Here is a 15,780-nt window from a genome sequence, read left to right on the forward strand (position 1 = left end):
GTCAAATATGAAAGGATTAATTATTATTGGCAGTGCACAAGTGAATTCACATACAAGTGCACTAGCAAGATACTTAACTGAGCATTTTAAAACACATGATATTGAAGCGGAAATATTCGATTTAGCAGAAAAACCGTTAAATCAATTAGATTTTTCAGGAACAACACCGTCTATTGATGAAATCAAACAAAATATGAAAGATTTAAAAGAGAAAGCAATGGCGGCGGACTTTTTAATATTAGGAACGCCAAACTATCATGGTTCATATTCTGGAATATTGAAAAATGCATTAGATCATCTAAATATGGATTATTTTAAAATGAAACCTGTAGGCTTAATAGGAAATAGTGGTGGTATTGTTAGTTCAGAGCCATTGTCACATTTAAGAGTAATCGTCAGAAGTTTACTAGGCATTGCTGTACCAACTCAAATAGCAACACATGATTCTGATTTTGCTAAAAATGAAGATGGTTCATATTACTTAAATGATAGTGAATTCCAATTACGAGCAAGATTATTTGTCGATCAAATTGTATCTTTTGTGAATAATAGTCCATATGAACATTTAAAATAATATTAAAAAATATGTAAATATACATTAAAAATAGGTATGTAGCTTAAGGTATTTCATTGAGAATGCTTTTAAGTCACATGCCTATTTTTTTGTTCTAATGCACCAATAGTAAGCCTTTGAGTTTACTGTTGTAAGCAATGTTATTAATTAAAATAAGATGTAATAGCGAAATGAAAACAAGCTTAGATTAAAAGTGAGGTTAAAAAATATAGATAAATAATTTAAAACAATTTAAGAAAAAAAGTATTAAAAATTGCAATTCTTAAACTGAAATTCATATTAATATTTACTGCAAATAACATTGTAAAATAAAGAAAAATAATTAAAGTATTGCACTTTATTGAAATTTATATTACGATAGTAATGCAGAAATTTATATATGCAAAATATTATATTTATCAAATTTTGATATTTTAAAGGAGTATTATTAAATGAATAATAAAAAGACAGCAACAAATAGAAAAGGCATGATACCTAATCGATTAAACAAATTTTCGATAAGAAAGTATTCTGTAGGTACTGCTTCAATCTTAGTGGGGACAACATTGATTTTTGGGTTAAGTGGTCATGAAGCTAAAGCGGCAGAACGTACGAATGGAGAATTAAATCAATCAAAAAATGAAACGACAGCTCCAAGTGAGAATAAAACAACTGAAAAAGTTGATAGCCATCAACAAAATAATATTGAACAAAGTACAACATCAAACCAACCAAAAGTAAATGAGTCTGATAATACTTCAGTTAAAGAAACTACTGAAGAACCTCAAAATACAACTTCTACACAACCAACTAAACAAAATAACGATGCGACGGCAAATAAAGATAATTTAGCGGCTCAAAATATTTCAACGCAGGCTAAAGATGTTTCAGCTACTCCTAAAACAACGACTATTAAACCAAGAACATTAAACCGTATGGCTGTGAACACAGTAGCGGCACCACAACAAGGTACAAATGTTAATGATAAAGTTCATTTTTCAAATATTGATATTGCTATTGATAAAGGACATGTCAATAAAGATACTGGCAAAACTGAATTTTGGGCGACTTCTAGTGATGTTTTAAAATTAAAAGCGAATTACACAATCGATGATTCTGTTAAAGAGGGCGATACATTTACATTTAAATATGGACAGTATTTCCGTCCGGGTTCTGTAAGATTACCTTCACAAACTCAAAATTTATATAATGCCCAAGGTAATATTATTGCAAAAGGTATTTATGATAGTAATACAAACACAACAACATATACTTTTACGAACTATGTAGATCAATATACAAATGTTAGCGGTAGCATTGAACAAGTCGCATTTGCGAAACGTGAAAATGCAACAACTGATAAAACTGCTTATAAAATGGAAGTTACATTAGGAAACGATAAATATAGTAAAGATGTCATTGTCGATTATGGTAACAAGAAAGCACAACCGCTTATTTCAAGTACAAACTATATCAACAATGAAGATTTATCGCGTAATATGACTGCATATGTAAATCAACCTAAAAATACATATACTAAACAAACGTTTGTTACTAATTTAACTGGATATAAATTTAATCCAAATGCAAAAAACTTCAAAATTTACGAAGTGACAAATCAAAATCAATTTGTGGATAGTTTCACCCCAGATACTTCAAAACTTACAGATGTTACTAATCAATTTAATATTACTTACAGCAATGATAATAAGACTGCATCAGTTGATTTAATGAATGGTCAAACAAGTAGTAATAAACAATACATTATTCAACAAGTTGCTTATCCAGATAATAGTTCAACAGATAATGGGAAAATTGATTATACTTTAGACACTGACAAAACTAAATATAGTTGGTCAAACAGTTATTCAAATGTGAATGGCTCATCAACTGCTAATGGCGACCAAAAGAAATATAATCTAGGTGACTATGTATGGGAAGATACAAATAAAGATGGTAAACAAGATGCCAATGAAAAAGGGATTAAAGGTGTTTATGTCATTCTTAAAGATAGTAACGGTAAAGAATTAGATCGTACGACAACAGATGAAAATGGTAAATATCAGTTCACTGGTTTAAGCAATGGAACTTATAGTGTAGAATTTTCAACGCCAGCAGGTTACACACCAACTACTGCAAATGCAGGTACAGATGATGCTGTAGATTCTGATGGACTAACTACAACAGGTGTCATTAAAGACGCTGACAACATGACATTAGATAGTGGATTCTACAAAACGCCAAAATATAGTTTAGGTGATTATGTTTGGTACGACAGTAATAAAGATGGTAAACAAGATTCGACTGAAAAAGGAATTAAAGGTGTTAAAGTTACTTTGCAAAACGAAAAAGGCGAAGTAATTGGTACAACTGAAACAGATGAAAATGGTAAATACCGCTTTGATAATTTAGATAGTGGTAAATACAAAGTTATCTTTGAAAAGCCTGCTGGTTTAACTCAAACAGGTACAAATACAACTGAAGATGATAAAGATGCCGATGGTGGCGAAGTTGATGTAACAATTACGGATCATGATGATTTCACACTTGATAATGGCTACTACGAAGAAGAAACATCAGATAGTGACTCAGATTCAGACAGCGATTCAGACTCAGATAGCGACTCAGATTCAGACAGCGACTCAGACTCAGATAGCGACTCAGATTCGGATAGCGATTCAGATAGCGACTCAGATTCAGATAGCGATTCAGATTCAGATAGCGATTCAGATTCAGATAGCGACTCAGACTCAGACAGTGACTCAGACTCAGATAGCGATTCAGATTCAGACTCAGACAGTGATTCAGACTCAGACAGTGATTCAGACTCAGATAGCGACTCAGACTCAGACAGTGATTCAGATTCAGACAGCGACTCAGATTCAGATAGCGATTCAGATTCAGACAGTGACTCAGACTCAGATAGCGACTCAGATTCAGACAGCGATTCGGACTCAGACAGCGATTCAGATAGCGACTCAGACAGTGATTCAGACTCAGACAGTGATTCAGATTCAGACAGCGACTCAGACTCAGAAAGTGATGCCGATTCAGATTCAGATGCAGGAAAACATACACCTGTGAAACCAATGAGTGCTACTAAAGACCATCACAATAAAGCGAAAGCATTACCGGAACCAGGTAGTGAAAATAACGGCTCAAATAACGCAACGCTATTTGGTGGATTATTCGCAGCATTAGGATCATTATTGTTATTCGGTCGTCGTAAAAAACAAAATAAATAATACAGCTTATACCAGGTCCGTGAGGCCTGGTTTTTCTGTTTAGAAATTCCTAGATATAAAACAAAAAATCTTTAAGGAATAGATACAATTTAATTTGTTACAGAAATGTAATTGTCTATGAATTAGAAAAGCTAAGTTATTAATTTTAAGGGCAAATAATACTATTTTTTATGATAATTAAATAAAGATTACAAAATTCATAAACACTTTTATTTAACTACAAATGTTAAATAACGTTTTGCGATAAAGAAAAATAATTAAAGTATTGTGCTTTATCTAAAAATGTAATACTATATTGATATACATTTTTGTATTTAAAACAATTGTATTATTTAAAAATTTGATGAATTAGGAGTAATCTAATGCTAAACAGAGAAAATAAAACGGCAATGACAAGAAAAGGCATGGTATCCAATCGATTAAATAAATTTTCGATTAGAAAGTACACAGTGGGAACAGCATCAATTTTAGTAGGTACAACATTAATTTTTGGTCTGGGGAACCAAGAAGCAAAGGCTGCAGAAGTAACCAACAAGGAAATGAAGGAAGATGCAACATCAGTAAATAATGATCAAGTGTCTAAAAAAGTTGATACAGAGCAACTAAATAATGGCGGTAATACTAGTAAAGTTGATACAGAGCAACTAAAAGATGAGAATATTAATAAAGTTGCTAATCAAAAAGAAGTAACTAGAGTAGAAAATAGTGTCGCTTCAGAAAAAAATAATAACTCTAAGCCATCTGAAAACGGAAAATTACAAACGTCTGATGTTAAAAAAACTGAAGATAATAATGCAACTTCAGATGATCAAGTTACTACTACTGTTAATTCACAGCAATTAAATACTGATAATACAACTTCAAATGAAACAATGTCGTCAGCACCAATTAATGTAAGTAAAGATAACTTAAAAATTAATAGTGAAGTAGTTAAAAATGTAGTAGAAAATAGCGATAACACTGACAATGCAAATGGTTCAGATGTGATTATGCCAAAAAGTACAGCACCTAAACGTTTGAATACAAGAATGCGTATAGCAGCAGTACAACCATCATCAACAGACTCTAAAAATGTTAATAATTTAATTACTTCAACTACAACTTTAACTGTAGTCGATGCAGATAATAGTAAAACTATTGTACCTGCTCAAGATTATCTATCATTGAAATCTCAAATTACAGTTGATGACAAAGTTAAATCGGGTGATTATTTCACAATTAAATATTCAGATACTGTTCAAGTATATGGTTTGAATCCAGAAGATATTAAAAATATTGGTGATATAAAAGATCCAAATAATGGGGAAACAATTGCGACTGCAAAACACGATACTGTAAATAATTTAATTACATATACATTTACAGATTATGTTGATCGATTTAATTCAGTGAAAATGGGAATTAATTACTCAGTTTACATGGATGCAGATACAATTCCTGTAGACAAGAAAGATGTTCCTTTTAGTGTAACTATTGGAAATCAAACTACAACTACTACAGCAGATATTACTTATCCGGCTTATAAAGAAGCTGATAATAATTCAATAGGGTCAGCTTTTACAGAAACAGTTTCTCATGCAGGAAATGCTGAAGATCCTGGTTATTATAACCAAGTAGTTTATGTGAATCCTATGGATAAAGATTTAAAAGGGGCTAATTTAAAAGTTGAAGCGTATCATCCGAAATATCCGACTAATATTGGTCAAATTAATCAAAACGTTACTAATATAAAAATATATCGTGTTCCTGAAGGATATACATTGAATAAGGGATACGACGTTAATGCTAATGATTTAGTAGACGTAACCGATGAATTTAAAAATAAAATGACCTATGGATCAAATCAAAGTGTTAATGTTGATTTTGGTGATATTACATCAGCATATGTTGTAATGGTTAATACAAAATTCCAATATACAAATAGCGAAAGCCCAACACTTGTTCAAATGGCTACTTTATCTTCAACAGGTAATAAATCCGTTTCTACTGGTAACGCTTTAGGATTCACTAATAACCAAAGTGCCGGAGCTGGTCAAGAAGTATATAAAATTGGTAACTACGTATGGGAAGATACAAATAAAAACGGTATTCAAGAATTAGGGGAAGTTGGAGTAAAAGGTGTAACAGTGGTTGCATATGACAATAAAACTAATAAAGAAGTTGGAAGAACAATTACTGATGAAAAAGGTGGGTATTTGATTCCAAACTTACCTAATGGAGATTACCGTGTAGAATTTTCAAATTTACCACAAGGTTATGAAGTAACCCCTTCAAAACAAGGTAATAACGAAGAATTAGATTCAAACGGTTTATCATCAGTTATTACAGTTAATGGCAAAGATAATTTATCTGCTGACTTAGGTATTTACAAACCTAAATACAATCTAGGCGACTATGTATGGGAAGATACAAATAAAAATGGTATCCAAGATCAAGATGAAAAAGGTATATCTGGCGTAACGGTAACATTAAAAGATGAAAACGGTAACGTGTTAAAAACAGTTACAACAGATGCTGATGGCAAATATAAATTTACTGATTTAGATAATGGTAATTATAAAGTTGAATTTACTACACCAGAAGGCTATACACCGACTACAGTAACATCTGGTAGCGATATTGAAAAAGACTCTAATGGTTTAACAACAACAGGTGTTATTAATGGTGCTGATAACATGACATTAGATAGTGGATTCTACAAAACACCAAAATATAATTTAGGTAATTATGTATGGGAAGATACAAATAAAGATGGTAAGCAGGATTCATCTGAAAAAGGTATTTCAGGCGTAACAGTTACATTGAAAAATGAAAACGGTGAAGTTTTACAAACAACTAAAACAGATAAAGATGGTAAATATCAATTTACTGGATTAGAAAATGGAACTTATAAAGTTGAATTCGAAACACCATCAGGTTACACACCAACACAAGTAGGTTCAGGAACTGATGAAGGCATAGATTCAAATGGTACATCAACAACAGGTGTCATTAAAGATAAAGATAACGATACTATTGACTCTGGTTTCTACAAACCGACTTACAACTTAGGTGACTATGTATGGGAAGATACAAATAAAAACGGTGTTCAAGATAAAGATGAAAAGGGCATTTCAGGTGTAACAGTTACGTTAAAAGATGAAAACGACAAAGTTTTAAAAACAGTAACAACAGATGAAAATGGTAAATATCAATTCACTGATTTAAACAATGGAACTTATAAAGTTGAATTCGAGACACCATCAGGTTACACACCAACTTCAGTAACTTCTGGAAATGATACTGAAAAAGATTCTAATGGTTTAACAACAACAGGTGTCATTAAAGATGCAGATAACATGACATTAGACAGTGGTTTCTATAAAACACCAAAATATAGTTTAGGTGATTATGTTTGGTACGACAGTAATAAAGACGGCAAACAAGATTCAACTGAAAAGGGTATTAAAGATGTGACAGTTACATTGCAAAACGAAAAAGGCGAAGTAATTGGAACAACTAAAACAGATGAAAATGGTAAATATCGTTTCGATAATTTAGATAGCGGTAAATATAAAGTTATTTTTGAAAAGCCTGCTGGCTTAACACAAACAGGTACAAATACAACTGAAGATGATAAAGATGCAGATGGTGGCGAAGTTGACGTAACAATTACGGATCATGATGATTTCACACTTGATAACGGATACTTCGAAGAAGAAACATCAGATAGTGACTCAGATTCAGACAGCGATTCAGACTCAGACAGCGACTCAGACTCAGATAGCGACTCAGACAGTGATTCAGACTCAGATAGCGATTCAGACTCAGACAGCGACTCAGATTCAGACAGTGATTCAGACTCAGATAGCGACTCAGATTCAGATAGCGATTCAGATTCAGATAGCGACTCAGATTCAGACAGCGACTCAGATTCAGATAGCGACTCAGATTCAGATAGCGATTCAGATTCAGATAGCGACTCAGATTCAGACAGCGACTCAGATTCAGATAGCGACTCAGATTCAGATAGCGATTCAGATTCAGATAGCGACTCAGATTCAGACAGCGACTCAGATTCAGATAGCGACTCAGACTCAGACAGCGACTCAGATTCAGATAGCGACTCAGACTCAGACAGTGACTCAGACTCAGATAGCGATTCAGATTCAGACAGCGATTCAGACTCAGACAGTGATTCAGACTCAGATAGTGATTCAGACTCAGATAGCGACTCAGATTCAGATAGCGATTCAGACTCAGACAGTGATTCAGACTCAGATAGCGACTCAGATTCAGATAGCGATTCAGATTCGGATAGCGACTCAGATTCAGATAACGATTCAGATTCAGATAGCGATTCAGACTCAAATGCAGGTAAACATACACCGGCTAAACCAATGAGTGAAGTTAAAGACCATCACAATAAAGCGAAAGCATTACCGGAAACAGGTAGTGAAAATAATAATTCAAATAATGGCACATTATTCGGTGGATTATTCGCGGCATTAGGATCATTATTGTTATTCGGTCGTCGTAAAAAACAAAATAAATAATATTATTAACTTAACCAGGTCCGTGAGGCCTGGTTTTTTTATTTCAAAATTTATGAAATGTATCTTATGTTTGAGATTAAATAGTGCGATGTTTTAAAAAATATAACATAAATCAACATAAATTTAATTCATCTTTACATTAAAAGTACAAACGAATAAGAAAAGCAATTAAACACAGTATCAAACCATTTAAAACAATTGATATAAAAAAACAAACGAATAATTAAACATTACTAGAATTAATTTATTCAAACCAAAGTGTAAAATAACGGTCTTAGATAAATAAATTTATTTAAAGTATTGTGCTTTATCTAAAAATGTATTACGATGGGAATACAAATTTTTATATGTAAAAATATTAATTTTTTGCAAATATTGATATTTTAAAGGAGATTTATATGATTAACAGGGATAATAAAAAGGCAATAACAAAAAAGGGTATGATTTCAAATCGCTTAAACAAATTTTCGATTAGAAAGTATACTGTAGGAACTGCATCGATTTTAGTAGGTACGACATTGATTTTTGGTCTAGGGAACCAAGAAGCTAAAGCTGCTGAAAACACTAGTACAGAAAATGCAAAACAAGATGATGCAACGACTAGTGATAATAAAGAAGTAGTGTCAGAAACTGAAAATAATTCGACAACAGAAAATAATTCAACAAATCCAATTAAGAAAGAAACAAATACTGATTCACAACCAGAAGCTAAAGAAGAATCAACTACATCAAGTACTCAACAACAGCAAAATAACGTTACAGCTACAACTGAAACTAAGCCTCAAAACATTGAAAAAGAAAATGTTAAACCTTCAACTGATAAAACTGCGACAGAAGATACATCTGTTATTTTAGAAGAGAAGAAAGCACCAAATAATACAAATAACGATGTAACTACAAAACCATCTACAAGTGAAACTCAAACAAAACCAACTACACCTCAAGAATCTACAAATATTGAAAATTCACAACCGCAACCAACGCCTTCAGAAGTAGACAATCAAGTTACAGATGCAACTAATCCAAAAGAACCAGTAAATGTGTCAAAAGAAGAACTTAAAAATAATCTTGAGAAATTAAAAGAATTAGTTAGAAATGATAGCAATACAGATCGTTCAACTAAACCAGTTGCTACAGCTCCAACAAGTGTTGCACCAAAACGTGTAAACGCAAAAATGCGCTTTGCAGTTGCACAACCAGCAGCAGTTGCTTCAAACAATGTTAATGATTTAATTAAAGTGACGAAGCAAACAATCAAAGTTGGCGATGGTAAAGATAATGTGGCAGCAGCGCATGACGGTAAAGATATTGAATATGATACAGAGTTTACAATTGACAATAAAGTCAAAAAAGGCGATACAATGACGATTAATTATGATAAGAATGTAATTCCTTCGGATTTAACAGATAAAAATGATCCTATCGATATTACTGATCCATCAGGAGAGGTCATTGCTAAAGGAACATTTGATAAAGCAACTAAGCAAATCACATATACATTTACAGACTATGTAGATAAATATGAAGATATAAAATCACGCTTAACTCTATATTCGTATATTGATAAAAAAACAGTTCCAAATGAGACAAGTTTGAATTTAACATTTGCTACAGCAGGTAAAGAAACAAATCAAAATGTCACTGTTGATTATCAAGATCCAATGGTTCATGGTGATTCAAACATTCAATCTATCTTTACAAAATTAGATGAAGATAAGCAAACTATTGAACAACAAATTTATGTTAATCCTTTGAAAAAAACAGCAACTAACACTAAAGTTGATATAGCTGGTAGTCAAGTAGATGATTATGGAAATATTAAACTAGGAAATGGTAGCACCATTATTGACCAAAATACAGAAATAAAGGTTTATAAAGTTAACTCTAATCAACAATTGCCTCAAAGTAATAGAATCTATGATTTTAGTCAATACGAAGATGTAACAAGTCAATTTGATAATAAAAAATCATTTAGTAATAATGTAGCAACATTGGATTTTGGCAATATTGATTCAGCTTATATCATTAAAGTAGTTAGTAAATATACACCTACATCAGATGGTGAGCTAGATATTGCTCAAGGTACTAGTATGAGAACAACTGATAATTATGGTTATTATAATTATGCAGGATATTCAAACTTCATCGTAACTTCTAATGACACTGGTGGTGGTGACGGTACTGTTAAACCTGAAGAAAAGTTATACAAAATTGGTGACTATGTATGGGAAGACGTTGATAAAGACGGTGTTCAAGGTACAGATTCAAAAGAAAAGCCAATGGCAAACGTTTTAGTTACATTAACTTACCCGGACGGTACTACAAAATCAGTAAGAACAGATGCTAATGGTCATTACGAATTCGGTGGTTTGAAAGACGGAGAAACTTATACAGTTAAATTCGAAACGCCAGCTGGATATCTTCCAACAAAAGAAAATGGAACAACTGATGGTGAAAAAGACTCAAATGGTAGTTCTGTAACTGTTAAAATTAATGGTAAAGATGATATGTCTTTAGACACTGGTTTTTATAAAGAACCTAAATATAATCTTGGTGACTATGTATGGGAAGATACGAATAAAGATGGTATCCAAGATGCTAATGAACCTGGTATCAAAGATGTTAAGGTTACATTAAAAGATAGTACTGGAAAAGTTATTGGTACAACTACTACTGATGCCTCGGGTAAATATAAATTTACAGATTTAGATAATGGTAACTATACAGTAGAATTTGAAACACCAGCAGGTTACACGCCAACGGTTAAAAACACTACAGCTGAAGATAAAGATTCTAATGGTTTAACAACAACAGGTGTTATTAAAGATGCAGATAATTGGACATTAGACAGTGGTTTCTATAAAACACCAAAATATAGTTTAGGTGATTATGTTTGGTACGACAGTAATAAAGACGGCAAACAAGATTCAACTGAAAAGGGTATTAAAGATGTGACAGTTACATTGCAAAACGAAAAAGGCGAAGTAATTGGAACAACTAAAACAGATGAAAATGGTAAATATCGTTTCGATAATTTAGATAGCGGTAAATATAAAGTTATTTTTGAAAAGCCTGCTGGCTTAACACAAACAGGTACAAATACAACTGAAGATGATAAAGATGCAGATGGTGGCGAAGTTGACGTAACAATTACAGATCATGATGATTTCACACTTGATAACGGATACTTCGAAGAAGATACATCAGACAGTGACTCAGACTCAGATTCAGACAGCGATTCAGATTCAGACAGTGATTCAGACTCAGACAGCGACTCAGATTCAGATAGTGATTCAGACTCAGATAGCGACTCAGACTCAGATAGCGATTCAGACTCAGACAGCGACTCAGATTCAGATAGCGACTCAGACTCAGACAGCGACTCAGACTCAGACAGTGACTCAGATTCAGATAGCGACTCAGACTCAGACAGTGACTCAGACTCAGATAGCGATTCAGATTCAGACAGTGACTCAGATTCAGACAGTGACTCAGATTCAGATAGCGATTCAGATTCAGACAGCGACTCAGACTCAGACAGTGACTCAGATTCAGATAGCGACTCAGACTCAGATAGCGATTCAGATTCAGATGCAGGAAAACATACACCTGTGAAACCAATGAGTGCTACTAAAGACCATCACAATAAAGCGAAAGCATTACCAGAAACAGGTAGTGAAAATAACGGCTCAAATAACGCAACGTTATTTGGCGGATTATTCGCAGCATTAGGTTCATTATTGTTATTCGGTCGTCGCAAAAAACAAAACAAATAATACAATATGACCCAGGTCCTTGTGGCCTGGTTTTTTTATGATTACACATGCAATAGATGTATTTTTCATATAAAATAAACAATAAAGATACGGAATAAAACTTATATGAGGCGATAATATGAATTACATTTTAGGAACAATTTTAGAAAGTAAAATTACAGGTGTAGAAAAAGCACAAATAAATAGACTGAAGTTGTTCAAACAACACGGCATATCTTCAAAATGTGTATATGTTAAATGGAATCCTTATTCATACACATATGCGAAGCAACATCAGATTGAAAATGATCTGTTTACAATGTATGACTATTTTCAAAAAGCAATCAATTATAAAAAGACAAAGCAAGTTAACTGGATACAGTATTGGGAAAAGTCATGTAGGTACACATTGAAATTTGTTGAAAATTCAAATGATGTCAGAATATATGATGAAGAGCAATTTATAATGTATGCTCATTTTTTAGATAAACAGTATCATCAATTAAACTATGTGAATTATTTTGATCATAAAAGAAGAAAAGTAAAACGTGAATTGTATGATGGAAGAGGCTTTTTAAGTTGTTCTCGAATTTTAGGTGAAGGACAACGGATTGTACTCGAAAATTACTATACACCTAATGGAGAAATCGTCATCCAAAAATATTTCGACGATATAAAAGGGAAAAACACGCTCACAAAGATTACTTTAAATGAAGGCCAGCATCAACAATTTTTTGATACAGAAGATGAATTAGTTCAATATTTTCTTCATCAATTATGTAAAAATAATGATCAAATCATATTAGACCGTCCTCATGAATTAGGAAATGTTATTGCGGGATTAAATCAAAGTATTCCAGTTATTGTTGTGCTCCACAGTACACATTTATCCGGCACCGGTAATGGTATAAAAAGTTTTTATAAAACAGTGTTTAATAATTTAACACGTTATAAAGCGATTGTTGTATCAACAGAAAAGCAATGCCAAGATATTTCACAATATATTGAAAATAAAATACCAGTTATCAATATTCCGGTTGGCTATGTGGCAAATTTAAAGTATCAATTTGACATCAATCAAAAGGAGAAAAATCATATCATATCAATTGCTCGCCTCGTTGAAAATAAACAAATTAAACATCAAATTGAAGTGATCAAGCAATTAGTAACAAAACATCCCAATATTCAATTGAATATTTATGGACATGGAAATGGTTTGTCAGAATATCGACAACTTGTAGAAGATTATCATTTATCGGAACATGTTAAATTTCATGGTTTTAAGACGCATATTAATGAAGAGATTGCTAAAGCAGAACTGATGTTATCGACAAGTAAAATGGAAGGTTTTGGCTTAGCAATTTTAGAGTCGCTTTCAGTAGGTACACCAGTAATCAGTTATGATGTAGATTATGGGCCATCAGAACTGATTCAAGATGGATTTAATGGCTATTTAGTACCTCAAGGTGACATCAATCAAATGGTTGAAAAGGTCGACCAATTACTAAATAATAGCCAAATGATGCAACAGTTTTCGATTAATAGTATAGAGTATGCTCAGCAATTTAATGAGACAAATGTTAGTATAAAGTGGCAAAATATTTTAAACTAAGTCAAAAGAAAAAAGCATTTTCCTAGAATCATCTATTTAACAAACCACGTTCATACGAACTTACAAGTTTAGTTAAATGACATAGGAAAATGCTTTTTTTTATAAAAATAAAGGTAAAGTACATTTATATAAGACGAACAAATTGGTCCCATTGTTTAATTAACGACGCTTTACTATATTGTTGCGCTTTTGCCAAACTACCTTTTGACAGTCGTTGTTGTACTTCAGGATGATCAATCACATATTTTACTTTATCAAATAGGGCATCTTCATCATTTTTAGTAATTAAATAACCATTGAAATCAGGCGTAATCAATTCGTTAGGTCCATATTTAATATCATAACTAATAACTGGAACACCATGTGCTAAAGATTCAAGTAGCGCTAAAGAGAAACCTTCCATGTTACTTGTTATTAAACTCAAATAGGCATCGCTATATTCTTGGTCTAGATTGCTTAAAAAGCCGCGTAAGTAAACATGATTTTCCAATCCATATTTTTGTATCAATTCATTTAATTTTTTACTTTCAGAACCAAAACCATACATATGAAGCTCTATTTTAGGGACATAAGATACTAAGCGTTTAATTAATTCAATTTGTTGATGTAATTGTTTTTCAGGTGAATAACGAGCAATGGAAATTAATTTAACACTGCGCTGATCTAATGTTTGGACTGGTGTATCAATTGTTTCACTATAGCCGACAGGAATATTAACAACTGGAATAGTATGGTTAATACGTTTTTCAACATCTAATTTTTGCTGCTCAGTAGAAACGATAATTGCACGATATCGAGATAAATTTTCAAACATCGCTTTATATACATTTTTAAATGGCGATGAATCTAATGCATCAATATTTTTAATGTGTGTACTGTGAAGCACAGCTACTACTGGGATTGACTCAGGTGTTAAGTTGAAAATAGGTGCTGTATACACATTACGGTCACTGAAAAATAAATCCCCATGTTGATATAGTTGTTTAATGAAAAATGCGCCTAATTCCGTTTCATTATTAAAGAAATATTGTTTGTTAGCATAGTAAACAATAATTTTTTGTACTTCTGGTTTGCCATCTTTGTAAGAAAAATACTTTTCTAATTTTGTGTCACCTTCTGGATTATAGAAAAATTCACATAATGTTTGTTGTTTATCAACAAGGATCCTACTACAACTTAAAAAGCCACGTACATCATAAAAATCACGTTTTACTTTTCGTCTTTGACTATCAAAATGATTCACATAATCTAATATACGATATTTAGGATCTTGAAAATGGGCATACATTAAGAAACGCTCTTGATCATATATTCTAAAGTCATGACTATTTTCAACATGTTTTAAAGTATAATGACATTCATCAGTCCAATATGACAACCAGTCAAATGGTTCATTGCGTTCTAAATATGTTGCTTCTTGGAAGAAATCATACATATTAATATAGTCAGAACTAGTAATATAATTTTGGGCATTTCTATATAAATATCTATTCCATGACAGAAATACACATTGCGCTGGTCTTCCCATTTCTTTAAATAAATTTAAACGATTAATAATTGCTTTCTCTATCCCAGTTAAATTAACACCTAAACTATTACCTACAAAATAATTCATTTACAACACCACTTATATCTATTTTTTATAATTATATCACATAATATTTAATTACTTCTTTTAACTGGAAGATGTGTTTATTTATAAAACAACAAGTTTTGATATTTATAATGGTAGTAGTTATTCAGTCAACTACGACCAATATATCATTGTAGAGCGTAGGAAATTGATTTATGACTCAGGCACATCAAATGAGAAGATTTATAAAAGAGATATACAACTCTAGGAGGTATAATAAAAGAGGCTGGGACATTAAGTTCTTAGGCAATGTAAAAAGAGGCTGGGACATTAAGTTCTTAGGCAATGTAAAAAAGCTGATTTCTATTAATTATTTGATAGAAATCAGCTTTTTTTAAATGTATTTGATAATATACAGCTCGTCGAGCTACTATTTTCCTTATATTAAGTGCCATTAATACAAAACCTAGCTCTCGTTTAACTTTATTTATTCCTCGAACTGACATT

At 32.1% G+C, this 15,780-nt stretch carries 6 protein-coding genes and 1 pseudogene; 5 read left to right on the forward strand and 2 right to left on the reverse strand.

The window, feature by feature from the left end; translation table 11 throughout:
- Positions 1 to 7 precede the first annotated feature (7 nt).
- The 5 genes from ACXQH5_RS10910 (at position 8) to sdgA (ending at position 13,700) form a co-directional block, all read left to right on the forward strand.
- On the forward strand, positions 8 to 574 hold the full coding sequence (locus ACXQH5_RS10910) for an NADPH-dependent FMN reductase (protein ID WP_000677261.1): 567 nt from the start codon (positions 8 to 10) through the stop codon (positions 572 to 574).
- A 431-nt stretch (positions 575 to 1,005) separates the two neighbouring features.
- Positions 1,006 to 3,798, forward strand: coding sequence for an MSCRAMM family adhesin SdrC (gene sdrC, locus ACXQH5_RS10915; RefSeq protein WP_057504534.1), 2,793 nt, complete (start codon positions 1,006 to 1,008; stop codon positions 3,796 to 3,798).
- Positions 3,799 to 4,160: 362 nt separating this feature from the next.
- Positions 4,161 to 8,333: an SdrD B-like domain-containing protein gene (locus ACXQH5_RS10920; protein ID WP_458067219.1), complete on the forward strand. Its 4,173-nt coding sequence runs from the start codon at positions 4,161 to 4,163 to the stop codon at positions 8,331 to 8,333.
- Positions 8,334 to 8,731: 398 nt separating this feature from the next.
- Positions 8,732 to 12,109: an MSCRAMM family adhesin SdrE gene (gene sdrE, locus ACXQH5_RS10925; RefSeq protein WP_000610283.1), complete on the forward strand. Its 3,378-nt coding sequence runs from the start codon at positions 8,732 to 8,734 to the stop codon at positions 12,107 to 12,109.
- A 118-nt stretch (positions 12,110 to 12,227) separates the two neighbouring features.
- Positions 12,228 to 13,700: a serine-aspartate repeat adhesin O-glycosyltransferase SdgA gene (gene sdgA, locus ACXQH5_RS10930; RefSeq protein ID WP_001106712.1), complete on the forward strand. Its 1,473-nt coding sequence runs from the start codon at positions 12,228 to 12,230 to the stop codon at positions 13,698 to 13,700.
- 124 nt (positions 13,701 to 13,824) lie between these two features.
- Here sdgA and sdgB read toward each other — a convergent pair whose 3' ends face one another.
- Both sdgB and ACXQH5_RS10940 read right to left on the reverse strand, forming a co-directional pair.
- Positions 13,825 to 15,315 carry a serine-aspartate repeat adhesin O-glycosyltransferase SdgB gene (gene sdgB, locus ACXQH5_RS10935; RefSeq protein ID WP_001106109.1) on the reverse strand — a complete coding sequence of 497 codons (1,491 nt, stop codon included), beginning with the start codon at positions 15,313 to 15,315 and terminating at the stop codon, positions 13,825 to 13,827.
- A gap of 296 nt (positions 15,316 to 15,611) precedes the next feature.
- Positions 15,612 to 15,780 (reverse strand): annotated as a pseudogene (locus ACXQH5_RS10940) (IS5/IS1182 family transposase); the annotation flags it as partial.

The sequence above is a fragment of the Staphylococcus sp. SA22 genome (genome assembly GCF_054165785.1).